The organism is Stenotrophomonas sp. STEN033 (assembly GCF_056856655.1).
Genome location: NZ_JBXFWM010000027.1, coordinates 18062 through 42949 on the forward strand (window position 1 = coordinate 18062; position 24888 = coordinate 42949).

At 65.4% G+C, this 24888-nt stretch carries 21 protein-coding genes; 18 read left to right on the plus strand and 3 right to left on the minus strand.

Annotated features, from left to right (window positions below; all coding sequences use genetic code 11):
- Positions 1–4: 4 nt before the first annotated feature.
- The 3 genes from AC1VXC_RS10980 to tsaB all read left to right on the plus strand — a co-directional run bounded on the left by AC1VXC_RS10980 (position 5) and on the right by tsaB (position 3511).
- Positions 5–535 (plus strand): tetratricopeptide repeat protein, encoded by a 531-nt coding sequence (locus tag AC1VXC_RS10980; protein ID WP_313493060.1) that lies wholly within the window; start codon positions 5–7, stop codon positions 533–535.
- Positions 536–688: 153 nt separating this feature from the next.
- Positions 689–2794 (plus strand): DNA repair helicase YoaA, encoded by a 2106-nt coding sequence (gene yoaA / locus AC1VXC_RS10985; protein ID WP_481538625.1) that lies wholly within the window; start codon positions 689–691, stop codon positions 2792–2794.
- A gap of 9 nt (positions 2795–2803) precedes the next feature.
- Complete coding sequence (tsaB, locus tag AC1VXC_RS10990) at positions 2804–3511, plus strand: tRNA (adenosine(37)-N6)-threonylcarbamoyltransferase complex dimerization subunit type 1 TsaB (RefSeq protein ID WP_481538626.1); 708 nt, start codon at positions 2804–2806, stop codon at positions 3509–3511.
- Between the two features lie 145 nt (positions 3512–3656).
- On the opposite strand, the gene AC1VXC_RS10995 is transcribed toward tsaB, so the two are convergent.
- A complete protein-coding gene (locus AC1VXC_RS10995; protein WP_481526969.1) occupies positions 3657–4547 on the minus strand; it encodes an energy transducer TonB in 891 nt (296 codons plus the stop codon).
- A complete protein-coding gene (gene gshB, locus AC1VXC_RS11000; RefSeq protein ID WP_313172884.1) occupies positions 4547–5494 on the minus strand; it encodes a glutathione synthase in 948 nt (315 codons plus the stop codon). The genes AC1VXC_RS10995 and gshB overlap by 1 nt, the downstream gene beginning before the upstream one ends.
- A 240-nt stretch (positions 5495–5734) precedes the next feature.
- On the opposite strand from gshB, the gene pilG reads away from it, so the two are divergent.
- The 7 genes from pilG to AC1VXC_RS11035 all read left to right on the plus strand — a co-directional run bounded on the left by pilG (position 5735) and on the right by AC1VXC_RS11035 (position 17963).
- Positions 5735–6136, plus strand: coding sequence for a twitching motility response regulator PilG (gene pilG, locus AC1VXC_RS11005; protein WP_057628851.1), 402 nt, complete (start codon positions 5735–5737; stop codon positions 6134–6136).
- A gap of 19 nt (positions 6137–6155) precedes the next feature.
- Complete coding sequence (locus AC1VXC_RS11010) at positions 6156–6518, plus strand: response regulator (protein WP_303747144.1); 363 nt, start codon at positions 6156–6158, stop codon at positions 6516–6518.
- Positions 6518–7048, plus strand: coding sequence for a chemotaxis protein CheW (locus tag AC1VXC_RS11015; RefSeq protein WP_313172885.1), 531 nt, complete (start codon positions 6518–6520; stop codon positions 7046–7048). The genes AC1VXC_RS11010 and AC1VXC_RS11015 overlap by 1 nt, the downstream gene beginning before the upstream one ends.
- Before the next feature lie 41 nt (positions 7049–7089).
- On the plus strand, positions 7090–9126 hold the full coding sequence (locus tag AC1VXC_RS11020; protein WP_313172886.1) for a methyl-accepting chemotaxis protein: 2037 nt from the start codon (positions 7090–7092) through the stop codon (positions 9124–9126).
- Between the two features lie 108 nt (positions 9127–9234).
- Positions 9235–16131, plus strand: a complete 6897-nt coding sequence (locus AC1VXC_RS11025) for a hybrid sensor histidine kinase/response regulator (RefSeq protein WP_482995045.1) — start codon at positions 9235–9237, stop codon at positions 16129–16131.
- The gene (locus tag AC1VXC_RS11030) at positions 16118–17461 is read left to right on the plus strand and encodes a chemotaxis protein CheB (protein WP_313172888.1); all 1344 of its coding nucleotides are present in this window, start codon (positions 16118–16120) and stop codon (positions 17459–17461) included. Before AC1VXC_RS11025 ends, AC1VXC_RS11030 begins: the two co-directional genes overlap by 14 nt.
- Positions 17462–17486: 25 nt before the next feature.
- On the plus strand, positions 17487–17963 hold the full coding sequence (locus tag AC1VXC_RS11035; protein WP_313172889.1) for a chemotaxis protein CheW: 477 nt from the start codon (positions 17487–17489) through the stop codon (positions 17961–17963).
- A gap of 424 nt (positions 17964–18387) precedes the next feature.
- Here the strand turns inward: AC1VXC_RS11035 and AC1VXC_RS11040 are convergent, their stop codons facing one another.
- Positions 18388–19122, minus strand: coding sequence for a 16S rRNA (uracil(1498)-N(3))-methyltransferase (locus AC1VXC_RS11040; protein WP_481538627.1), 735 nt, complete (start codon positions 19120–19122; stop codon positions 18388–18390).
- A gap of 124 nt (positions 19123–19246) precedes the next feature.
- On the opposite strand from AC1VXC_RS11040, the gene nudE reads away from it, so the two are divergent.
- From nudE to gcvT, 8 genes are all read left to right on the plus strand, one after another.
- Entirely contained in the window at positions 19247–19795 is a 549-nt protein-coding gene (gene nudE, locus AC1VXC_RS11045; protein ID WP_481538628.1) for an ADP compounds hydrolase NudE, read from the plus strand.
- On the plus strand, positions 19792–20601 hold the full coding sequence (gene cysQ / locus AC1VXC_RS11050; RefSeq protein ID WP_313172892.1) for a 3'(2'),5'-bisphosphate nucleotidase CysQ: 810 nt from the start codon (positions 19792–19794) through the stop codon (positions 20599–20601). Before nudE ends, cysQ begins: the two co-directional genes overlap by 4 nt.
- Positions 20602–20679: 78 nt before the next feature.
- Positions 20680–21501 carry a nucleoside triphosphate pyrophosphohydrolase gene (gene mazG / locus AC1VXC_RS11055; protein WP_481538629.1) on the plus strand — a complete coding sequence of 274 codons (822 nt, stop codon included), beginning with the start codon at positions 20680–20682 and terminating at the stop codon, positions 21499–21501.
- Complete coding sequence (locus AC1VXC_RS11060; RefSeq protein WP_313172894.1) at positions 21498–21821, plus strand: YnfA family protein; 324 nt, start codon at positions 21498–21500, stop codon at positions 21819–21821. Before mazG ends, AC1VXC_RS11060 begins: the two co-directional genes overlap by 4 nt.
- Before the next feature lie 39 nt (positions 21822–21860).
- Complete coding sequence (locus tag AC1VXC_RS11065; protein ID WP_481538630.1) at positions 21861–22163, plus strand: Mpo1-like protein; 303 nt, start codon at positions 21861–21863, stop codon at positions 22161–22163.
- A 67-nt stretch (positions 22164–22230) separates the two neighbouring features.
- A complete protein-coding gene (locus AC1VXC_RS11070) occupies positions 22231–23199 on the plus strand; it encodes an SPFH domain-containing protein (protein WP_481526975.1) in 969 nt (322 codons plus the stop codon).
- A gap of 3 nt (positions 23200–23202) precedes the next feature.
- Complete coding sequence (locus AC1VXC_RS11075) at positions 23203–23634, plus strand: NfeD family protein (RefSeq protein WP_313172897.1); 432 nt, start codon at positions 23203–23205, stop codon at positions 23632–23634.
- 90 nt (positions 23635–23724) lie between these two features.
- Positions 23725–24846: a glycine cleavage system aminomethyltransferase GcvT gene (gene gcvT / locus AC1VXC_RS11080; RefSeq protein ID WP_313172898.1), complete on the plus strand. Its 1122-nt coding sequence runs from the start codon at positions 23725–23727 to the stop codon at positions 24844–24846.
- Positions 24847–24888 lie beyond the last annotated feature (42 nt).

Consider the following 24888-nt stretch of genomic DNA (forward strand, 5'->3'; position numbering starts at 1 on the left):
GTCCATGAACACGAAGTCCTTGATCCGCTATGCGCTGGTTGCTGCTGCAGCCTCCTTGTCACTCGCCGGCTGTATCAGTGCGCCTCCGGCCAAGCCGGCGATTGTTGACACCACCACGCCGGCACAGCGCCTGGCAGCGGTGGATGCCATTGCCGGCGTCGACGACACCGAGTTGTCGGTGCAGCCGCTGCGCGATGCACAGGTGGACGACCTGCGCCAGGCCGCCATCGCCAAGCGCAAGGCCGGGGATCTGGCTGGCGCAGCCGAAGCCTTGAACGAGGCGCTGCTGCAGGTGACGGACGACCCGGGCATCCTGCAGGAGCGGGCTGATGTTGCCCTGTTGCAGGCCGACTGGCAGCGCGCCGAGACCCTGGCCAAGAAAGCGCTGGATCTGGGTTCGCGCACCGGTCCGCTGTGCCGTCGCCATTGGGCGACCATCGAACAATCGCGCCTGGCCCGTGCCGAAAAGGAAAACGCCGTCTCCGCGCACGCGCAGATCGAAGGCTGCACGGTGCCGGGAATCAAGCGTTTTTGATTTGTGCCGGGAATCGGGAGTTGGGAATAGGGAATCGATAAGTCTGAGCGCTGGGCGAAGGTGGACGCCGCCATTGCCGTGGCGCGATCAAGGTTCCGAGTGCGGTTCATCCCCATTCCCCGTTCGCGATCCACCATTCCCAACGCTCAAGCCATGTCCTCCCTAGTCACCGCCAGCTGCGAAGCACTCAGTGAAGGCGGCGCGCTCGCGCGCCAGCTTGATGCCTTCGTGCCGCGGCCCGCGCAGTTGCGCCTGACCGGGGCAATCGCCGAGACCTTGCAGCAACGCGATGTGCTGCTGGCCGAGGCCGGCACCGGCACCGGCAAGACCTATGCCTATCTGGTGCCGGCCTTGCTGTCCGGTTTGAAGACCATCGTCTCCACCGGTACCCGCGCGCTGCAGGACCAGCTTTACCACCGCGATCTGCCGCGCGTGCGCGCCGCATTGGGCGTCGGTCATCGATCCGCGCTGCTGAAGGGGCGGGCGAACTATCTGTGCCGCTACCGGCTGGACCAGGCACGCGGCGAGCCGCGCTTCAGCTCGACCGAGCAGGTAGCGCAGTTCCAGCGCATCCTCACCTGGTCCGGCCGTACCCAATACGGCGACATGGCCGAGTTGGATGGATTGCCTGACGATTCACCGCTGCTGCCGATGGTCACCTCGACCGTGGACAACTGCCTGGGCAGCGATTGCCCGTTCTGGAGCGATTGTTTCGTCGTGCAGGCGCGGCAGCGGGCGCAGGAAGCAGACCTGGTGGTGGTCAACCACCATCTGCTGCTCGCCGATCTGGCACTGAAACAGGAGGGCTTTGGCGAAATCCTGCCCGGTGCGCAGGCTTTCGTCATCGATGAGGCGCACCAGCTGCCCGAGCTCGCCGCCAACTTCTTTGGTGAAGGGTTCGGCATGCGTCCGTGGCAGGAGCTGGCACGCGATTGCCTGGCCGAATGCCGCAGCGTCGCGGGTGCGCAGGCTACCCTGCAACAACCGGTGGCGACGCTGGAGTTGGCGCTGCGCGAACTGCGCGAGGCAATGGAGAAACTGCCGCAACGCGGCACCCGCTGGCGCGCCCTGGCAGTGCCGGCGGTAGCCGAAGGCTTTGATGCGGTTGCTGCGGCGATGGCGCAGCTGCGCGATGCATTGAGCTTTGTGCGCGAGGCCTCACCCGGACTGGATGCCTGCCATGCCCGCGCGCTGGAAGGCGTGTCACGGCTGTCGCGATGGTTGGATGACGGCGATGGTGGCGCGGTCGATGCGTGGGATATCGATGAGGTCGCGGTCGCGCCGGGAGAGGAGGCGACGCCGGCGTTGCCAGCGGGAAGTGACTCGCTGTTTCCCGTCGATGATGGCAACGATGTGCTGTGGTACGAGCTGACCCCGCGTGGCTTCCGCTGCCAACGCACGCCGATGGATGTGTCCGGTCCGCTGCGCGAGCACCGTCTGCGCTCGATGGCGGCCTGGGTGTTCACCTCGGCCACGCTGACCGTGGATGGCGGCTTCGACCATCTGGCCAAACGCCTGGGGCTGGATGACCCGGATACGCTGGTGCAGCCCAGTCCCTTCGATTGGCAGCAGCAGGCACTGTGCTATCTGCCGCAGCAACTGCCCGATCCGGCGGCGCGTGGCTATGGTGCTGCCTTGATTGCAACCCTGCGACCAGTGCTCGAAGCATCGCAGGGTAGGGCATTCCTGTTGTTTGCCTCGCACCGGGCGCTGCGTGAGGCCGCCGATGCGCTGCGCGATGGGCCATGGCCGCTGTTCGTGCAGGGCGAGGCGCCGCGCGCCAGCCTGCTGCAGCGTTTCCGCGAGTCCGGCAATGGCGTGCTGCTGGGCGCGGCCAGCTTCCGTGAAGGCGTGGACGTGGTGGGGGACGCGCTGAGCGTGGTGGTCATCGACAAGCTGCCGTTTGCCGCACCGGATGATCCGGTGTTCGAAGCGCGGCTGGATGCGATCCGACGCCAGGGTGGCAATCCGTTCCGCGACGAACAGCTGCCGCAGGCGGTGATCGCGCTCAAGCAGGGCGTGGGCAGGCTGATCCGCAGCGAGACCGACCGCGGCGTGCTGGTGCTGTGCGACCCGCGGCTGCTTTCGCGCGGCTACGGCCGCATCTTCCTGGATTCACTGCCGCCCTTCCGCCGTACCCGCGCATTGGCCGATGTGCAGGCCTTCTTTGCGCGACAATGGGCGCCGGAGGCGGATTCCGCCAGTGCGACGGCCTCGGCCGACGCTGGTTCCGAAGCGCCACCGTTCTCCCTTTCCTGATGTGATGCCATGAAGCTGCTTGCCTTTGAAACCGCCACCGAAGCCTGTTCCGTCGCCCTGTATGTGGATGGGCAGGTATTGGAGCGGTTTGAAGTAGCGCCGCGCCGGCATGCCGAACTGAGCCTGCCGTGGGCAGAGCAGTTGTTGGCCGAGGCCGGTGTCGCCCGCAGCCAGCTCGACGCCATCGCGCTGAGCCGTGGACCGGGTGCATTCACCGGTGTGCGCTTGGCTATTGCGATCGCGCAGGGCATTGCCTTGGCACTGGACCGGCCCTTGCTGCCGGTATCGACCCTACAGACCTTGGCACTGCGTGCACCGGCAGACGCGCCGCGCGTATTGGCCTGCATCGATGCGCGCATGGGCGAGCTTTACGCGGCGCGCTACCTGCGTGATGCCGATGGCGAGCTGCAGTTGCAGGAGCGTGAGCTGCTGGTCGCGCCGGAGCATGTACAGCTGCCGGCCGATGACAGCATCTGGGCCGGTGTTGGTACTGGTTTCGCGGCGGGCGAGGGTGTGTTGAGCGCGCGCCTGCAGCCACGCCTCGGCAGCGTGGATGCGCAGGCCCTGCCCAGCGCTGCCGATGTGCTGAAGATCGCGGTACCGGCAATGCTGCGTGGCGAAGCGATCGCCCCGGAGCTGGTGCAGCCGGCTTACCTGCGCGACAACGTCGCGCTGACGCTGATCGAACAGCAGGCGCTGCGCGATTCCAAGCCTTGAAGCGATCGCGGGGTGTGATGGTTGTGGGAGCGGTGTAAACCGCCAAGCTCATGGACCATCAGATGGCGATCAGCATGGTAGTTCGGGCGTTGCCAGCTTCGCGGCTTACGCCGCTCCCACAAAACCAACATACAGGACTGGTTGCTCAACGATCGTCGTGCAACTGCCCGCCGGGCAGGAACATCCAGGTGCGGGTGACCTGCAGGATGTCGATATCGTCGCTGGTTTCCGGCAATGCCGGGAACGGCTGCGCCTGCTCGATCACACGCAGGGCGGTGGCGTCGAGCAAGGGCACGCCGCTGCTGCGCAGCACGCGGCTGCTCTCCACGCTGCCATCGCGGCGCACGCCGACGGTGATGACCACCTGGCCGGCAAGCCGGCGCTGGCGTGCTTCGTCGGGGTAGTTCAGGTTGCCGACGCGTTCGGCGCGGTCGACCCAGGCGCGCAGATAGTTGGCATAGGCGTATTCGCGGGTGCTGGCCGAGACGAACTTGCGGTTGGGACGCTTGGCGTACTGCTCCGAGCGCAGATGCACCTCGGCGGCCAGGCGTGCCATTGCCGCGTCGCGCTGTTCGCGCGCGTTCATCGGCGCGTTGGCATCGGGACGATCCGGCAGCGGCTGGGTCTGGGCGGTCGCAACCGGGTCCTTGCCCTGGGTGCTGGTGATGATGCGTGCCTGCGGTGGCGGTGGTGCGGCTGCACTCTGCGCCTGCAGCGGTACCGGTGCCAGGCCGTCCTGCAACTGCGGCACGATGCCGGCCTGGGCGTCGCGCGGACGCTGCGCCTTGTCGTGGTCACCGCCGCCCTGCTGGTTGGCCTGGGCCAGGAAGTCGGCCTGTTTGGGCGTGAGCGGGGTGCTGGTCTGGCTGAAGATCACGTCCAGCGTCGGCACCAGCGGGGCGTTGTCGCTCACCGCGAAGCCCACCCCGAGGATCAACAGGCCATGCACCAGTGTGGACAGCACCAGGGTGGCGGTCAGGCGTTGCTGTTCGGTTGCCCGCGGTGCGGCGGGCAGGACATCAGGCTGGGAATACATCAGGCCGCGTCAGCTTCAAGGGCATCAAACAGCTGGCCGGCGATGTTCAGGCCGTACTGTGCATCGAGTTCGCGCACGCAGGTGGGACTGGTGACGTTGACCTCGGTCAGGTAGTCGCCGATCACGTCCAGGCCGACGAAACGCATGCCGCGGCGCTTCATCTCCGGGCCGACCTGGGCGGCAATCCAGCGGTCACGTTCGCTCAGCGGACGGCCTTCGCCGCGGCCGCCGGCGGCCAGGTTGCCGCGGAATTCGTCGCCCTGCGGAATGCGCGCCAGGCAATAGTCCACCGGTACACCGTCGATCAGCAGGATGCGCTTGTCGCCGGCGCTGATGTCGGGGATGAAACGCTGTGCCAGCGCCAGGTGGCGGCCGCCGTCGGTCAGCGTCTCGAGGATGACGTTGAGGTTGGGGTCGCCGGTGCCGCTGCGGAAGATCGAGCGACCGCCCATGCCATCCAGCGGCTTCAACACGGCCTGGCCATGTTCGAGCACGAAGGCCTTCAGTTCGCGGGCATTGCGGCTGACCAGGGTCGGCGGGCAGCACTGCGGGAACAGCAGCGCGGCCAGCTTCTCGTTGAAGTCGCGCAGGCCCTGCGGGTCGTTGACCACGCTGGCGCCGGCCTGTTGGGCGATGCCGAGGATATGGGTGTCATACAGGTACTCGCCGTCGAACGGCGGGTCCTTGCGCATCAGCACGATCTGGCCGGGGCCGAATACCAGGGGGGCGAATTCGCCCAGGCTGAACCAGCCTGCCTTGTCGTCGCGCACCTGCAACGGGGCCGCCTCGGCCTGGGCCTGGCCACCGTGCAGCGACAGCCCGCCGGGGCGCACATAGTGCAGGCGGTGGCCACGACGCTGGGCTTCCAGCAGCATGGCGAAGGTGGTGTCCTTGGCGATCTTGATGTCGGCGATGGGGTCCATCACCACGATGACGTCTAAAGGCATGACTTGAATCCAGCAGATCTGGACGAGGATGTTAGCGGTTCGGGGCAGGGCCGCACAGCGCGGAAAGCGGAACGCTGAGGCTGAATGGCGTTGCGCTTTTATTGCGAACCCGGTCACATTATCTTGGCGATCGGCCAAGTCCTGCGGGCATCGCTTGACAGTTCGCGGCTGGGCTGGGATATAGATGCGCTTTCGCGGCAATATCGCGTTTGATATCGGTCGCGCGTTCGGGGAACAAAAATGGTTGAAAACATGGCTGCGGGTGGGGAACTCGCAGGGCTGAAGGTGATGGTGATCGATGATTCGAAGACCATCCGACGTACGGCTGAAACACTGCTCAAGCGTGAAGGTTGTGAGGTCGTGACCGCCACTGACGGTTTCGAGGCATTGGCCAAGATTGCCGACCAGCAACCGCAGATCATCTTCGTCGACATCATGATGCCGCGTCTGGATGGGTATCAGACCTGCGCCTTGATCAAGGGCAACCAGCTCTTCAAGTCGACACCGGTGATCATGTTGTCATCCAAGGATGGCCTGTTCGACAAAGCCCGTGGCCGCATCGTCGGCTCCGAGCAATACCTCACCAAGCCATTTACCCGCGACGAACTACTAGGTGCCATCCGCACATACGTCAACGCCTGACCAGGGGGGAAAGGCAAAAATGGCTCGAATTCTTTTGATCGAGGACTCACCGACCGACAGGGCGGTGTTTACGCAATGGTTGCTCAAGGCAGGGCACGAGGTGTTGTCGGCTGACAATGCCGAGGACGGCCTGCAGATTGCCCGTGAGCAAGGGCCGCAGCTGGTGCTGATGGACGTGGTGTTGCCGGGCATGAGCGGTTTCCAGGCGACCCGCGCGCTGTCGCGTGACGAGGCCACCCGTGCCATTCCGGTGCTGATCGTCAGCACCAAGGGCATGGAAACCGACAAGGCCTGGGGCATGCGCCAAGGCGCCAGCGATTACATCGTCAAGCCGCCGCGCGAGGATGATCTGATCGCGCGGATCAACAAACTGGTGGGTTGATGCGTTCTCCATTCGACATCCTTGAAGCCTACGAACGCCGCAGTCTGGCGCACGCGGTACAGTTGCCCGAGCGCAGCTTTTCGCAGGATGTCTGGCGTGGCGTGGGCTACCGCGTTGGCAGCCGGCATCTGGTCTCGGATTTCCGCGAAGTGGTGGAAATCGTGCCAATGCCGCCAGTGACTCCGGTTCCCGGCGCGCAGTCCTGGTTGCTGGGCGTGGGCAACCTGCGTGGCAACCTGTTCCCGGTGGTGGACCTGAAGAACTTCCTGGAAGGTGAGCGCACCGCGCCACAGGAAGGCCAGCGCGTGTTGATCATGCGCCAGAGCGGCGGCGACGTGGCACTGGTGATCGACGAGTTGTATGGCCAGCGCAGCTTCGAGGCGTCGATGCAGGTGCCTGCCGGCGATATCGCGCAGGGCCGTTACACGCATTTCGTCGAGCGAGCCTTCCATGATGAGGGCCGTGACTGGGGCGTTTTCTCGCTGTCACTGCTTTCCCGCACCCCTGAATTCCGGCAAGCGGCCGCCTGATCGGCACGCTTGCCTCTTCGTATTGAGACCGAGGTCGAACGATGAGTACTGCTCCTGAAGCCGCCAAGGCCGGCAAGCTTGGCAACGTAAGCACCAACTTCTGGTTGGGCTTGTTGGTACTCTCGATGGTCGTGTTCGGTGCCAACACCGGCGTGGCCACCTGGCAGGGCAGTCGCCTGGCCGGTGCCAGTACCGGCGCCGCCGATCTGCAGGTGCTGTCGCAGCAGCTTGCCAACCAGGGCCGTGAAGCCGTGGCCGGTAGCCGTGAGAGCTACGCCGCGTTCAAGGACACGCGCAGCAAGGTGGAAAGTACGGTCAGTGAGTTGCAGGGCCGTTACGGCAACGAGAGCGGCGTGTCCGGTCCGTTGGGTGCGCTGGTCGATACCTGGAAGCCGCTGTCCAAGAACGCCGAGCAGATCGTCGCCTCCGAGCCGGCCGTGCTGGCGCTGGCCGGTAACGCCGACAGCTTCGTCGGTGCGGTGCCGCAGCTGCAGGCGCAGTTGAACGAAGTGGTGCGTGCGATGACCGCCGGTGGTGCCCAGTCCTCGCAGGTCTACAACGGCCTGCAGCAGGTGGTGGTGGTTGGCACCATGGCCCGTCGCGTGACCGAAATCCGCGCAGGTGGTCCTGGCGCAAGCGGCGCCGGCGACGCGCTGGCACGCGACATGGTGGTGTTCACCCAGGTGCTGGAAGGCCTGCGCAACGGCAATGAGGAAATGGGCATCGCCGCCGTGCGCAACGCCAACGCCCAGGTTGCGCTGGAACAGTCGGCCAACCAGTGGGCAAAGATGAAGAAGGACGCCGACGCCATCCTGGCCAGCTCGCGCAACCTGTTCGCCGCACAGTCCTCGGCCGCCGCACTGGCGACCGGTTCGGACAAGATGCTGGAGCGCAGCCGCAAGCTGTTCGATGCGTTCTCGGCCTTCGGTTCGGCCCGCGATACCCGTATCTTCCCGAACTTCTGGTGGAGCGTGATCTTCGGCGGCCTGTCGGTGCTGTCGATCATCGGCTTCGTCTGGAGCACGGTGCGTACCCGTTCGCGTGAGCAGGACGTGCGTTACCAGACCCAGGTGGAATTCAACAGCCGCAACCAGCAGGCGATTATGCGTCTGCTGGACGAAATCAGCTCGCTCGGTGAAGGTGACCTGACGGTGAAGGCCTCGGTGACCGAGGACATGACCGGCGCCATCGCCGACGCTATCAACTACGCCGTGGACGAACTGCGCCACCTGGTGACCACCATCAACGACATCTCCTCGAAAGTGGCAGTGTCGGCACAGGAAACCCAGGCAACGGCAATGCAGCTGGCCGAAGCTGCAGGCCACCAGGCCGACGAGATCACCAGCGCCTCGGACCGTATCGGCGAAATCGCCACCTCCATTGAGCAGGTGTCGCGCAACTCCACCGAGTCGGCCGAAGTGGCACAACGCTCGGTGGTCATCGCGACCGAAGGTGCCGGCGTGGTGCGCCAGACCATCCAGGGCATGGACCAGATCCGCGACCAGATCCAGGAAACCTCCAAGCGCATCAAGCGCCTGGGCGAGTCCTCGCAGGAAATCGGCTCGATCGTGGAACTGATCAACGACATTTCCGAGCAGACCAACATCCTGGCATTGAACGCGGCCGTGCAGGCAGCCTCGGCCGGTGAGGCCGGTCGCGGTTTCGCCGTGGTGGCCGACGAAGTGCAGCGCCTGGCAGAACGTACCTCCGGCGCAACCCGCCGAATCGAAGGTCTGGTGCAGGCGATTCAGGCCGATACCAACGAAGCCGTCACCTCGATGGAACAGACCACCGCCGAAGTGGTGTCCGGTGCGCGCCTGGCCGAGGACGCCGGTACCGCGCTGACCGAAATCGAGCGCGTGTCCAACGCACTCAATAACTTGATCAAGAGCATCTCCATCGCCGCCAACCAGCAGGCCTCGGCAGCTACCGACATCACCCAGACGATGGGCGTGATCCGGCAGATTACCGGCCAGACCTCGCAGGGTGCCGGGCAGACTGCCGACTCGCTGGGTCAGTTGAACCAGTTGGCGGCAGAGCTGCGCCGCTCGGTGGCCGACTTCAAGTTGCCGGCCTGAGCGGACTGATCGGGCGGGGATGCAAAGGAATCAGCAGATGAAGTTTCGTCACGACGCAACGCAGGGCCGCCCGGACGGCATGCAATTGATGCTGCACGGGGGAGTGCGATGAGTACCTTGCGCGATGCGATGAGCCACGCCGCACTGGGCTGGGTGAAACCCGAGCTGGACGAGACCCTGCGCCAGGTGCGCAATGAGGTCGAAGCGTTCGTGGAAGATCCCAGTGATACCAGCCGCATGCGCTTCTGCGCCGGCTACCTGCACCAGGTGCAGGGCACGCTGCGGATGGTTGAGCTGTATGCGCCGGCCATGGTCGCCGAGGAACTGGAACTGCTGGCCAATGCAGTACGTGAGGGGGCTGTTCCCGAGCGTGACGAGGCCTGCGCCACGCTGATGCGTGGCACCGTGCTGCTGCCCGATTACCTGGAACGCCTGCAGAACGGCCATCGCGACATTCCGATCGTGCTGCTGCCGCTGCTCAATGATATCCGTGCTGCGCGCGGTGCCGAGGGCATCAACGAGAGCGTGTTGTTCGCCTTCAATCCCGACGCCAGCGACGCCAGCGCCGATGAGCTGGAACACGCACGCGGCAGCCTGAGTGGTCGCAACCGCGAGCTGCTCGACACCGTGGGCAGCGCGGTCAAGGAAGAACTGATGCGCATCAAGGATGCGCTCGATCTGCATATGCGCATGGACGGCAACCCGGCCGACCTGCAGGTGCAGGTCAACGAACTGGGCGCGGTCTCCGACACCCTGGGGGTGATGGGCCTGGGCGTGGCCCGCGGCATTGTCGCCCAGCAGCGCGATGCGCTGCGTGAGGTGGTCGATGGTGCGCGCCAGATCGACGACAACCTGTTGCTGGATATCGCCGGCGCATTGCTCTACGTGGATGCATCGCTGGACGACCAGGTGGCCCATCTCGGCGCCAATGTCGCCGGTGACGACGATGCCGGTTCGGTGGAAACCCGCCGTACGGTGGAAGTGCTGGCACATGAAGCCATTGCCAACTTCACCGCGGCCCGCGAATCGTTCGTCGCGTTCATCGAGACCAACTGGGATCACGCGCGCCTGGCTGAAGTGCCGCGCCTGCTCGGCGAAGTGTCGGGCGCGTTGCGCATGCTGGAGATGCCGGTACCGGCGGACTATCTGCTGGCCGTGCGCCAGTACATCGACGTCGAGCTGATCGCACGCCAGCGCATTCCCAGCGGTCGTCAGCTCGATACCCTGGCCGATGCCATGGCCAGCCTGGAATATTTCCTGGAAGCCCTGCGCGACCGTCGTCCGGGCCGCGAGGAAATCCTCGATATCACCCGTACCAGTCTGGAAACACTGCGTTACTGGCCGATTCCCCCGGTGCAGGTTGTGGCCGCCACGGCGGCAGTCGAACCGGTTGCCGCCGAAGTCATTGCTGCACCTGTTGCCGAGGTGGCAGCAACGCCGAGCACCGTTGTGGACGAGGCAGTCGCCGCCGGCCAGGACGATGTGTCGCATGCGTCTGCTGACGCAGTCGCCGACGCGGCGCCTGCTTCCGAACCGGCTCCTGTCGTTGCAGCGCCGGTGATCCCACCGCCGTTGCCGTCGTTGGATGCGGAGGTGAAGCCGCAGGCTGCCGCGGTCGATTATCCCTTGGTGTTTGGTGCGGCCATCAATGCCGTGGCAATTTCCAGCATTCCGGCACAGGCAGCGGAGGTGGCGGATTCTTCCGTGTCGGCACCGGCCGACACCAGCGCTGCGGTCTCCGCATTTGATCCGGTAGCCGCCGAGAGCTCCGGAGCTGAAGAGAGCAGCTTCACGCTGGCCCCGATGGTGCTCGAGGGGCACGACGAAGCCGCGGCGCCGGCAGATTTTGAAGCTCCCGTGTCGCTTGCTGCCTCGTTTGATCCGGTAGCCGCCGAGGACGCGACGATTGAGGGCGCGAACGACAGCTATCGTTTCGACGCCTCGTTGCTGACGCTGGATGACACCGATGCACAGGCGCCGCACGCGGCTGAACTGGGCAAGGATGATCTGGCCGATGCGGAGCTGGTCAACGCCGCCTTTGCCGATGCCGAAGTCGATGCCGATCCGTTCTTCAATCCGGAGCTGGAGACCAGCAATACCTCGATCGAGGATGCAACGCTTGCGCCGGCACAGATAAGCAGCGATTGGGACCTGGCCGCCGCGCCGGTGGAACCGGCCTCCACAGTGGTTGAGCCGGTTTCCACGCTGGATACCGAAACCGCTGCATTCATGGCGCAGCTGGATGCCGCCGCCGAGGCCTTCGACCCGTTTGCGTTGCCCGAGTCGCTGCAGCCCGAGCTGGTCACGGCCGATGTGGGCGAAGTCGCGGCCAGTGCCGCGACGCCTGCAAGGACCGTGGCACCGACGCAGCAGCTCGAGGGCGGCTTCATCGATGGCGGTGACGTGATCGATCAGGACATCCGCGATGTCTTCATCGAGGAGTTCGACGAGGAGCTCGAAAATCTGGGCAACCTGCTGCCTGCCTGGCGCGCGGCGCCTGCCAACATGGAAAGGCTGCGCCCGGTGCGCCGCGTATTCCACACCTTGAAGGGCAGTGGTCGTCTTGTCGGCGCGCGCACCCTGGGTGAGTTCAGCTGGAAGATCGAGAGCATGCTCAATCGCGTGCTCGACGGCAGCCGTCCGGCCAGCCCCGCGGTTCTTGCCGCGGTAGCGCAGGCGTATGACGTATTGCCGGAATTGAATGCCGCATTGCGTGGCAACGGCAGCATCCAGTCCGATCTGCTGGGCATGCAGGAGGTGGCCGACCGCGTCGCTGCGGGTGAAGAAGCGTTCTACGTCACCGGCGCCAGCGCTGTTGCAGCTGATGTGGCGGTTGGCGAGGTGGCGGCGGAGTCCGATGCGGAAGCAGCCGTTGCGCCCGTCGGCGGCGCTGAAGTTGCCGAACAGGCCGACGGCACTCCGGCTTCCGTGGACGAGGTGCTGCGCGAAATCCTCGAGGCCGAGATTGGCGCCCACCTGGATACGGTGCATGCCTGGTTGGCGGCTTCGGCCGTGCAGCCGCAGGCCGTCTCCGAGGACCTGTTGCGTGCGGTGCACACCATGAGTGGTGCATTCGCGATGACCGATGTGCCGGTGATCACCCAGATCACCAGCCCGGCGGAAACCTTCGTCAAGCGTTCGCTGGCGGCGTCGGTCACCCCGACGGCTGCTGGCGTGGATGCGTTGGCGCAGATGGCCGCTGCGGTACACACCACCATCACGGCCTTGCGTGCGCCTTCGCCGCGTATTCCTGCATTCCCGGGCGTGGCCGAGCGTCTGCAGGCCCTGGTCGATGCCTTGCCGGACGCCAAGTGGCCGCCGATGCAGGCAGACGAAGAACTGCTCGCCAATGACAGCGTAGCTGCGCAGCCGGCAGCGTCGGCGGGCAATGACATGAACGCCGAGCTGGTGGGGGGCGAAGACCTTTCCGCGTACTTTGACGCAGGCTTGCTGGAGGAGACCCCGGGTAGCCAGGTCTCGCCGGAAAGCATCGAACAGCCGGCCACGGCAGCCGAGCCCGAAATGCTGTTGCCGATGGCGACCGCCGCCGAATCCAGCGGGTCGGAGCAGATCGAGCTTGCGGATACCGTTGCCGCCGACGTGTCGTCGACGGTGCTGGAAGTCGCCAGCGATATCGAGCCGGCCATGCCAGTTGCTGCTGATGCGCCGGTCGAACTGGCCGACAGCATCGAGCAGACCGAGGTCGTCGCGCCGGAAGTTGCGCTGGATCCGGTTGAAACGGTCGATCAGTACGATGCAGTGCGCGCCTCGACCTGGGGCGTTGCCGCGGACACTGTGGAAGGTAATCCGGAGCCGGCGGCGGAAGCGTCTGATCCGACGCTCGAAACCGAGCCCGAAGCGGGCGAGGTCGAAGCCGCACAGGCGACTACCGCTGCAGCCGATGCCGCGGTTGAGGCCGATGCGCTCACTTCGACCGAAGACAACCAGGAAGACGAGGCGACGGCTGTCGAGGTTCCCACCGATCAGCACGATCACGACAGTGTGATCGCGCGTGCGCTGGCAATCGCTACCGGTACGGCTACGGTGGTTGCCGGTGTGGCCCAGCTGGGTCCGAGCGAAACCGAAGCCGCAGCAGAAGTCCCAGTCGAAGCCGAGGAAGAAGCAGAAGTAGAAGCATCGAACGCGACAGCGCAGATCGAAGAAGACCAGCCGATTGCGGAGTCTACCGAGCAGACCTTTGCCGCGATCGAGGACGGCGTCGTGCAGGCATCGGCTGACTTCGTGCAATCGGGCGAGGAGGCCGCAGTTGCCGATGCGCCGGAGGCAACGACAGCTGCGTCGCTGGACGCTGTCGACGCCGCGGATGCGCCGCCGGCTGGTGAGGACATCGCGGCCGTCGAGGAACACGACGCAAGCGAAGCCGTTGCTCCGGACGAAGAACCCACCGTAGTTGAAGAAGCCGGGCAGGGCGACGACGTCGTTCAGCCGGAACACGTCCAGCCTGAAGTGGCCGGGGCGTTTGAAACGACCGCCGTGGACGACAGTGCAGGCCAGGCCGACGCCGGGACCAGCATCGAACCGAAGGCGGAACTGGCTCCGCTCACCGCCGCCTTGCCGGAAGAGGTCGCCGCACCGGTCGCCGCCGCTGCTGCGCATGAGCTTGATGCCGGGCCGCTGAATTTTGCCGACCTGGATCGCGAACTGGTCGATATCTTCGTCGAGGAAGGCAAGGACCTGCTCGATCATTGCGATGGCCTGATCAATGACCTGCGCGCGGCGCCGGAAGATCGTGAAGCCTTGGCCGGCCTGCAGCGTGACCTGCATACCCTCAAGGGTGGTGCACGCATGGCGGGCATCAATGCCATCGGTGACCTTGGCCACGGTATCGAATCGCTGCTGGAAGCGGTTGCGGCCAACCGTACCGAGATCACCCGCAGCGATGTGCAGCTGCTGGAGCGCGGCTTCGATCGTCTGCACCAGTTGTTGCTGCGTACCGGCGAGCATCGCGCGGTACAGATGCCGACCGACCTGATCACGGCTTTCGAAGCCCGTACCGACGGTCGCGCCGAGGCCGCACAGGCGCCGGTGGAAGCCGCTGTCAGCACGTTTGAACCGGCACCGCAGAAGCCTGCCGGCGACGATGTGCAGCCGCAACCGGTGGCGCAGAGTGCGCCGCTGTCGGCGCCGCTGCGCGAAGAGCAGGCAGGCAACGAAGACGAAGGTGCGCCGCGCGGCCAGGAGCAAGTGCGTGTTCGCGCTGACCTGCTCGACAGCCTGGTCAACCATGCCGGTGAAGTGGCGATCTACCGCTCGCGCCTGGAGCAGCAGTTGGGTGCCTTCCGTGGCGCCATGGCCGAGCTGGACCGCACCAACGCACGTCTGCGTGACCAGCTGCGTCGTCTGGATCTGGAAACCGAAGCGCAGATCGTGGCGCGTTACCGCCGCGAGCATGAGCAGGCCGACCAGACCTTCGATCCGCTGGAACTGGACCGCTTCTCCACCCTGCAGCAGCTCAGCCGTGCGCTGAACGAATCGGCAGCCGACTTGGGCGGTCTGCAGGGGGTGCTGGACGATCTGTCGCGCAACTACGACACCTTGCTGCAGCAGCAGTCGCGTGTCAGCTCGGAACTGCAGGATGGCCTGATGCGCGCGCGCATGGTGCCGTTCGACGGTCTGGTGCCGCGTCTGCGCCGTGTGGTGCGTCAGGCCGCGCAGGAAACCGACAAGCAGGTGCACCTGAAGCTGGAAGGCACCCACGGCGAACTCGATCGCAATGTGCTGGACCGCATGGTCGCGCCGCTGGAGCACATGCTGCGCAACTCGGTTGCACATGGCCTGGAGCAGCCGGCCGCACGTGCTGCCGCAGGCAAGCCGGAAGAAGGCGAAATCGCCCTGCGTCTGCGCCGCGAAGGTTCGGAAATCGTGCTGGAAGTGGGCGATGACGGTGCCGGCCTGGACCGCGAGGCGATCCGTCGCCGCGCCGAGCAGCGCGGTTTGTTGGGTGCCAACGAGCAGATCGACGATACCCAGCTGGACCAGATGATCTTCGCCTCGGGCTTCAGTACCAGCGAACAGGTCAGTCAGCTGGCCGGCCGTGGTGTGGGCATGGACGTGGTGCGCAACGAAGTCCGTCAGCTCGGCGGCTCGGTGGACATCCACTCGGTGCGTGGCCAGGGCGCGACCTTCACCCTGCGCCTGCCGCAGACGCTGGCGGTCACCCAGGCGGTGTTCGTCCGCATCGGCGAAACCACCTATGCGGTGCCGGTGGCCTCGGTCAGCGGTATCGGTCGTATCTCCCGCGAGCGTTTCGAGTCCGGGCAGGGCGGTTACCACTACAACGGCGAAGACTTCAGCCTGTACAACCTCGGCACCCTGGTGGGCCAGGTTGCAGCCAAGGCCGAAGGCCAGGCCGAGATCCCGCTGCTGCTGGTGCGCTCCGGCGACCTGCGTGCGGCGGTGGCTATCGACCAGGTACTGGGCAACCGCGAAGTCGTGGTCAAGCCGGTGGGCCTGCAGATCGCCTCGGTGCCGGGTATCTACGGCGCCACGATCACTGGCGAAGGCAACGTGGTGGTGATCCTGGACGTGGCACCGCTGGTGCGTCGTCACCTCACCCAACCGCAGCAGACGGTGGAAGTGATCGAGGCCAGCAGCCAGCGCCATGTGCCGCTGGTGATGGTGGTCGACGATTCGCTGACCATGCGCAAGGTCACCGGTCGCGTGCTGGAGCGTCACAACCTGGATGTAGTGGTCGCCCGCGACGGCGTGGAAGCGCTGGAGCAGTTGGAAGAGCGCATCCCGGACCTGATGCTGCTGGATATCGAGATGCCACGTATGGACGGCTACGAGCTGGCCACCGCGATGCGTGCCGATCCACGCTACAAGAACATTCCGATCGTGATGATCACCTCGCGCAGCGGCGACAAGCATCGCCAACGCGCCTTCGAGATCGGCGTGCAGCGCTATCTCGGCAAGCCGTACCAGGAGTTGGATTTGATGCGCAATGTCTACGACCTGCTGGGGATCGCCCGTGCACGCGACTGACGACACTGCCAAGCCGGTTGCCTTGCTGGCCCGCGCCGGCGCCGCCCGTGATCGCCTGCGCGAAGCGCTGGTCGCTGCCGGCGGCCGCATCGTGCTGGAAGAGGATCCCAACCAGCTTGAGCCGTCCGCACTTGCCGCGGCCGCGCCGCAGGTGGTGCTGGTGGCCTTGGAGCCGGCGGTGGAGGACGCGCTGGAGCGACTGGAATCGGTGCTGGAAACACCGGAACTGTCGCTGCTGTTCGAGGAAGCCGAGCTGGCCGCACGTCGCGAGGGCTGGGAGGCGCAGCGTTGGATCCGCCATCTGGCGGCCAAGCTGCAGGGCCATGGCAACGTGCTGCCGCCCGGTCTGGAGCATGAGGAGGCGGAGCCGGCGATTGCCCTCGAACCCGGCATGCCGCCGCGTCCTGCTGACGGGCATGTGGATGCACCATTGCAGTTCCATCTGGACGAGGCACAGGTGCAGGCCTACGACCTGCCCGCTGATGAGATCTACGAGGCCCCGGCCCGTGCGCTTGCGCCGCGCCCGGAGGTGCTGTCCTTCGAGGAATTGATTGCGGGCGCTGCGCAGCCGGTCGCAGCCGTGCCGCCGCCGCTGCCGGCGGAGCCGGTTGTGGTGCCAGTGGCGACGGAATCCGAAGCCGAGCCCGCCAAGGTGCCGCTGGGCGATTTCAGCAGCTGGTCGCTGCTGGAGGATGATGGCTATGAAGCGGCGCCTGCTGCGGCAAGTGCGGTCCAGGTGCCGCCGCCGGCCCTGGCCAGCCTGCTCAACAGCGAGTTGTCACTGGTTGAGATCGACGAAGGCGCTGCCGAAGGCAATGGGGCAGTGTTGTTGATCGCCGGCATCGGTGGTCCGGATGCGGTGCGCCGTGTGCTGGCCGGCCTGCCCGAAGACTTCGCGCGACCGGTGCTGGTGCAGCTGCGTCTGGACGGCGGCCGCTACGCCAACCTGGTCAAGCAGATGGCGCGGGCGACACCGCTGCCGGTGACCTTGGCCGATCCGGGGCAGAACCTGGTTCCGGGCGATGTCTATATTCTTCCCGACGTGATCGGTGTGGAGTCGAGTACCGAGGGCCTGCGCTTCTGCGCGGAAGCCAACGACTTGCTTGAAGCCCTGCAACCCGACCGCAGTGCCGTGCTGATGCTCAGTGGTGCCGACGTGGCGTTGGTTGCCCCGGTGCTGGAATTCGCCGGCAAGGGCGGCTGGGTGGCGGGGCAGATCGGTGAGGGCTGCTATGACCCGGCCGCCGCGAGCCAGCTGGCTGTCGCGGGCATGCGCGCCGGTGATCCGGAATATCTCGCCGCCGAATTGGCAGTGCATTGCGCGGCGTGACCGCTGCGCGACCCAGGAACTGACGATGAGCTACGCAAACAACGATGAAGTCCGTGGGGTACTGATACAGGCCGGTACCGAACGCGTATTGCTGCCCAACGCAACGGTGGCGGAAATGATGTCGCGCGTGGCGGTCGAGCCGATCGCCAATGCCCCGGCATGGCTGGTCGGGCAGATCGCATGGCACGGCTGGAGCGTGCCGTTGCTGTCCTATGCCGGGCTCAGTGGGCATGGCAACGAAATGGTCGGCGGCAACAACAAGGTGGTGGTGCTCAAGGCCCTGGGTGGCAACCCGGACCTGCCGTACTTCGCCCTGTTGACCCAATCCTTCCCGCAGCTGATCGCGGTACCCCGCGATGGCCTGCTGGCTGACGCATCGGAAGAAAGCCTGCCGGTAGGCGTGCACATGCGCGTCCTGCTCGGTGAACAAAGCGCACTGCTGCCAGATCTGGACGCAGTGGAAAGCGCCGTGATCCTGGCCCTGGCAGAAGCCGTAGCCTGACCGAAAGGTAGTGCCGAGCCATGCTCGGCAGCGGCCTTCCCAGCGATCTTCGGCATTTGTAGGAGCGGCGTAAGCCGCGAAGCTCGCACTCCAACAGATTGCAGACCGGTTGGTGATTCCAGCGGCGTCGGCCTCGCGGCTTACGCCGCTCATGTACCGGGTGGGTACAGCTGTAACGCCCCAGCCGAGCATGGCTCGGCTCTATAGGCGGGCCAGGCATTACCTGTAGTGCCGAGCCATGCTCGGCAGAAGCTTTCCCGGCAAACCACAACATTGCGTGAGCGGCGTAAGCCGCGAAGCTCGCACTCCAACAGATTGCAGGCCGGTTGGTGATCTTATCGGTGTTGGCTTCGCGACTTACGCCGCTCCCACAAACACCGACAGCGGGTTTGTCGGCAATGCTCACGCTGGGCACGGCTCGGCGCTACAGGTCGCCCAGCCGCGCCTGCAGGGCCGCGATTGCCGCCAGGCCGGCGGTCTCCGTGCGCAGGATGCGCGGACCCAGCTGCAGGCCCTGGAAGCCTGCCTCGCTCAGTTGCTGACGGTCACGCGGTGACCAGCCACCTTCCGGCCCGATCGCGATCACCACGCCGTTGGCCGGTGCTGCCGGCAGCGAGGCCAGGCGATGCTCGCCCAGCGGGTCCAGGGTCAGTCGCAGGGTCTGCCCGGGCAATGCTGCCACCGCCGCGGCCAGCGCCTGCGGGCTGGCAATGGACGGAATCCGCGCGCGCCCCGATTGGCCACAGGCCGAACCCACCACGTTGCGCCAATGCACGATGCGCTTTTCGGCGCGTGCTGCGTCCAGTTTTACTTCGGTGCGCTCGGCATTGACCGGGATGATACGGCTGACCCCCAGTTCGGTGGCCTTCTGCAGGATCAGGTCCATCTTCTCGCCACGCGCAATGCCCTGCAGCAAGGTGATGGCCAGTGGCGATTCGTTGTCGACGGCCTGGGCACTGTCGATGTGCACCTGTACCTCGCGCTTGCTGATCGCGCTGAGGGTGGCGGCATAGTCATGGCCATCGCCGTTGAACAGGATGCAGCTTTCGCCCTCGCGCAGGCGCATCACCCGGACCAGATGGTTGGCCACATCCTCCGGCAGGGACAGGGTCTGGCCGACGGCAAGCGGCAGTTCAATCGGGCTACGGGTAAGGCGCATGGGTGTTCTCGAAAAGGCGGTGCCGCATGGGGAGCGGCTGGGTCTGCTAGCATTTCAACGTCATGAAAACGTATCTGCCAATGCGCATTCTATCGGTCTACCGTCGTTTTGCCCGGAGTGGCGCATGAGTCGCCGTCTGCCACTGATCCACAACGTGGTCGAAGAACACATCGGTCCCTTCCGCCAGCAGCAGCTGGACCTGGAGTTTTCCAACGGCGAGCGCCGGCATTTCCAGCGCCTGGTGAGTGGCGGACACGGTGCGGTCGTGGTGGTGCCCATGCTCGATGACGAGACCGTATTGCTGGTGCGTGAATACGCAGCCGGCCTGCATCGTTACGAGCTGGGTCTGGTCAAGGGCCGCATCGACGAAGGCGAGACACCGATCGAAGCCGCCGACCGTGAGCTGAAGGAGGAGGCCGGTTATGGCGCGCGCAGGCTGGATGCGCTGCGCAGCCTGACTCTCGCACCTACTTATATGAGTCACCAATCCACGCTGGTAGTGGCGCGCGACCTGTATCCGCAGCGCTTGCCTGGTGACGAGCCGGAAGAGTTGGAAGTGGTGCCGTGGAAGCTGGCCGAGCTGGACCAGCTGATGCTGCGCGAGGATTTTTCCGAGGGGCGCTCGCTGGCAGCCCTGTTCATTGCCCGTGAGTGGCTGCGAGGTGGAGCATGAACGCAGTAGTTGATGACGTCCTGCGCGAAGGCGTGTTGGACATCGCCCAGCGCGCAGGCGCGGCGATCATGCAGGTCTATGCCAACGGTTTCGACGTCGAACAGAAGGCCGATGACAGCCCGGTCACCACGGCCGATCTGGCCGCGCACCGGCTGATTGTTGCCGGTCTGGCGCAGCTGACCCCGGACATTCCGGTACTGTCCGAGGAATCGGCCCAGTTGCCCTGGGAGACGCGTCGGCAGTGGCAGCGCTATTGGCTGGTGGACCCGCTGGACGGCACCCGTGAATTCATCAAGCGCAATGGCGAATTCAGCGTCAACATTGCATTGATCGAAGATGGCGTGTCGGTGTTTGGTGTCGTACAGGCACCGGTGACCGAGGTCATCTGGCATGCACAGCGCGGTGGCCAGGCCTGGCGCCGCAGCGGTCAGCAGCAGGACGCGATTACTACCCGGGTGCCACCGGCATCGCCGTTGCGGGTCGCTGCCAGCCGCTCACACGCCAGTGCGCGCACCGCTGGCTTGTTGGCACGGATGGGTGAAATCGAGCTGGTCGCGCAGGGCTCGTCGCTGAAGTTCTGCCGCATCGCCGAAGGGACGCTGGATGTGTACCCGCGCCTTGGGCCAACCAGTGAATGGGATACCGCCGCCGGTCAGTGCGTGCTGGAGGCGGCGGGTGGTGTCGTGTTGGCGGCCGATGACGGCGTGCCGTTTGCCTACAACCAACGCCCGCGTCTGCTCAATGGCGACTTCGTTGCCTTGGGTGATGCCTCGTTGCCGTGGCAGGCGTGGGTGGCCGGGCTTTGACGCCCAGCCACTGGCTGCCTGCAGTGAACTTCAAACGCCGGCGACTGCCGGCGTATTCGTAACAAAGGTGATGTGCGAATGTCCGAATTGACCAATATCCAGACCCTGTTGCAGATCATGGCGCGCCTGCGCGATCCCCAGGGCGGATGCCCCTGGGACCTGGAGCAGGACTTCGCCAGCATCGCGCCGTACACCGTCGAGGAGGCTTATGAGGTTGCCGATGCCATCGACCGCAATGACCTGCCGGATCTGAAGGACGAGCTCGGCGATCTGCTGCTGCAGGTAGTGTTCCATGCACAGATGGCCAGCGAGCAGGGCGCCTTCGATTTCGGCGATGTGGTGGCCTCGATCAGCAACAAGATGATCCGCCGCCACCCGCATATCTTCGGCAATGCCGAGGTCAGCGACGCCGACGAAGTGCTGGCCAACTGGGACCAGATCAAGCGCAGCGAGCGCGCCGCCAAGGGCGAGCAGGATGATTCGGCATTGGCCGGCATTTCGCGTGGACTGCCGGAGTGGCTGCGTGCCACCAAGCTGCAGTCGCGTGCTGCCCGCACCGGCTTCGATTGGCCCGATGCGGTGCCGGTACTGGACAAGCTGCGTGAGGAAATCGACGAACTGCAGGCCGAGTTCGAGCTTGCTGCCGCCGGCGCCGACAACCAGGTCCGGCTGCAGGAGGAACTGGGTGACGTGTTGTTTGTCTGCGCCAATCTTGCCCGCCACGCCAAGGTCGATAGCGGCACCGCCCTGCGCCATGCCAACCACAAGTTCGAACGCCGTTTCCGTGCCATGGAGGCGCTGGCGGCCGCTCGCGGAACCGCGATGCCACAGCTGGACCTGCAACAGCAGGAGGCCTTGTGGCAGCAGGTGAAGCAGCAGGAGAAGGATTCCGCGCAATGAAGACCTTCGCGCTGTTCCTGCTCACCGCGTTGGCGGAGATCGTCGGCTGCTATCTGCCGTGGGTCTGGCTGCGGCAGCAGGGCAGCCCGTGGTTGCTGCTGCCAGCTGCCGCCAGCCTGGCCCTGTTCGCCTGGCTGCTGACCCTGCATCCGGCGGCCAGCGGGCGGGTCTATGCCGCTTACGGCGGCGTCTATGTCTGCGTGGCGCTGCTGTGGTTGTGGCTGGTGGACTCGGTCAAGCCCACCCGCTGGGACCTGCTCGGCGGTGGCCTCTGCCTGCTCGGCATGGCGGTGATCATGTTCGCCCCACGCAGCAACTGAAGCGCCTATGCTGGCGGCATCCAGTCCCGGGTGCCGGCCATGTCAGGATTCAGCAGCTTCCGTGCGTTCTACCCGTTCTACCTGAGCGAACACAGCAACCGCACCAGTCGCCGCCTGCATTTCATCGGCAGCTGCGGCGTGCTGCTGTGCGTGGCGATGCTGCTGTGGACCGGTCAGCTGCGCTGGCTCGGGTTCGCCTTGTTGTGTGGCTATGGATTCGCCTGGGTAGGGCACTTTTTCTTCGAGAAGAACCGACCTGCAACCTTTCGCCATCCGCTCTATTCATTTACCGGTGACTGGATGATGTTCGTCGATATCCTGCGCGGGCGGGTACGCCTGTAAGCCCGCTCAGGCAGTTGCCCGGGCTGTGGCTATACTCGGCCCATCAATCAGCACAAGGAGTGGTCGAATGAGCGGCGGAGCAGCGGTGTTGGCGTTGGTGGTCACGGTGGCCGGCATCATCGTGCTGTTCAAGACGGTGCGGATGGTGCCGCAGGGCTATGAATGGACGGTGGAACGGTTCGGCAAGTACACGCACACGATGAGCCCGGGCCTGCATTTCCTGTTTCCGGTGGTCTATGGCGTCGGCCGCAAGGTGAACATGATGGAACAGGTGCTGGACGTGCCCAGCCAGGATGTCATCACCAAGGACAATGCGGTGGTGCGGGTGGATGGCGTGGTGTTCTTCCAGGTGCTGGATGCGGCCAAGGCGGCCTATGAAGTGGCCAACCTGGAAGTGGCGATGATTGCCCTGGTGCAGACCAATATCCGTACCGTGATCGGCTCGATGGACCTGGACGAATCGCTGAGCCAGCGCGAGACCATCAACGCCAAGCTGCTCAACGTGGTCGACCACGCCACCAATCCGTGGGGCGTCAAGGTCACCCGCATCGAGATCAAGGACATCCAGCCACCGGCCAACCTGGTGCAGTCGATGCAGCAGCAGAAGATGGCCGAGCAGAACAAGCGTGCTGCGGTGCTTGAAGCCGAGGGTATCCGCCAATCGGAGATCCTGCGCGCCGAAGGCCAGAAACAGTCGGCGGTGCTGGAAGCGGAAGGCCGCAAGGAGGCCGCGTTCCGCGACGCCGAGGCACGCGAGCGTCTTGCCGAAGCCGAGGCCAAGGCGACCGCGATGGTGTCCGATGCGATCGCCAACGGCAGTGTGCAGGCGATCAATTACTTCATCGCGCAGAAGTATGTGGAGGCCTTCAGTGAACTGGCCAATTCCCCCAACCAGAAGCTGGTGCTGATGCCGATGGAGGCTACCGGGGTGATCAGTTCCATTGCCGGCATTTCGGAACTGGCCAAGGAGGCATTCGCCAAGCAAGCCGACGCCAAACAGCCTGCACGCGGCAACCCGCCGCCGTTGGGGCGCTGAGCCATGCGCTGGGAGGTGGTGCTATGGGCGGCACTGGCGGTGGCCTTGTTTGCCGCCGAGGCATTGGCGCCGGGTGCCTTCATGTTGTGGATGGGGATAGCGGCGGCCGCAGTCTTCCTCACCGTCTGGGCGTTCGATGGCATGAGCCTGCTGCTGCAGGTCATCCTGTTCGTGGTGCTGAGTTTTGTCTCCATCCAGGTCTACCGCACCTGGTTCCGGCAGCGTGCGCGGCCCAGCGACCAGCCGCTGCTCAACCGCCGCGCCGAGCAGTTGATCGGGCGGGTAGTGACGCTGGAGCAGGCCATCAGTGCCGGTGTCGGCCGGGCCAAGGTCGACGATGCGTTCTGGGTGGTGGCCGGTCCGGACCTGCCCCAGGGCAGCACGGTGCGCGTGGTCGCGGTCGACGGCATGACCCTCAAGGTGCAGGCGGTCTGAATACTGCCGCGGCACTGCCGTTGTGGCGGTGCCGCAGGTTTTACACGTAACCATCTGGGATAATGGCGGTCCCCTTAGTGTGGAACGGCCATGACCCTGAAAACCCTGCTCAACGAAACCCACCGCTCACTCGGCGCCAAGATGGTCGACTTCGGCGGTTGGGACATGCCGATTCACTACGGCTCGCAGATCGACGAGCACAACCTGGTCCGCACGGCCGCCGGCATGTTCGACGTCAGCCACATGACGGTGGTCGACCTGAAGGGTGCGCGCACCCGCGAGTTCCTGCGCCAGCTGCTGGCCAACTCCATCGACAAGGTAAAGGTCAGCGGCAAGGCCCTGTACTCGTGCATGCTCAATGCGCAGGGGGGTGTCATCGACGACCTGATCGTCTACTTCCTGGCCGAGGACATGTTCCGCATGGTGGTCAACGCCTCCACCCGCGAGAAGGACCTGGCCTGGATCCGCCAGCATGCCGAAGCCTTCGGCGTCGAGGTGGTCGAGCGCGAAGACCTGGCCATCGTTGCCGTGCAGGGGCCGCAGGCGCGTGCCCTGGTCGCCGGCCTGGTAGCGGAGTCGGATCGTGCCGCGCTGGACAAGCTCGGCCGCTTCGCCGCATTGACTGTCAACTCCATCGACGGCGTTGAACTGTTCGTCGCACGCACCGGTTACACCGGCGAAGACGGTTACGAAGTGCTGCTGCCGCAGAGCGCGGTCGTCGCGTTCTGGAACGCGCTGCTGGCCGCTGGCGTGAAGCCGGCTGGCCTGGGCGCACGTGACACGCTGCGCCTGGAAGCCGGCATGAATCTTTACGGCCAGGACATGGACGAAGCCATCACTCCGTACGAGGCGGCGCTGGCCTGGACCGTGGCACTGGATGACCTGGCCGATGGCACGCCGCGTGCCTTCACCGGTCGCGCCGTGCTGGAAGCGCAGAAGGCCGCCGGCAACGCGCGGCAGATGATCGGACTGGTGATGGACGAGAAGGGCGTGCTGCGTCACGGCCAGAAGGTGCTCACCGCCAATGGCGAAGGCGAGATCCTGTCCGGCACCTTCTCGCCGACGCTGGGCAAGGCCATCGCCTTCGCGCGCGTGCCGGCGGGTGCGCCGGGTGACGTGCGCGTGGACATCCGTGGCAAGGAAGTGCCGGTGCGTATCGTGAAGTTCCCGTTCGTGCGTGACGGCCAGGCACAGGCCGGCATCAATCTTTGACCTGTAGGACCGGGCCGGAAGCGACCTCGCTTCCGGTTCGTT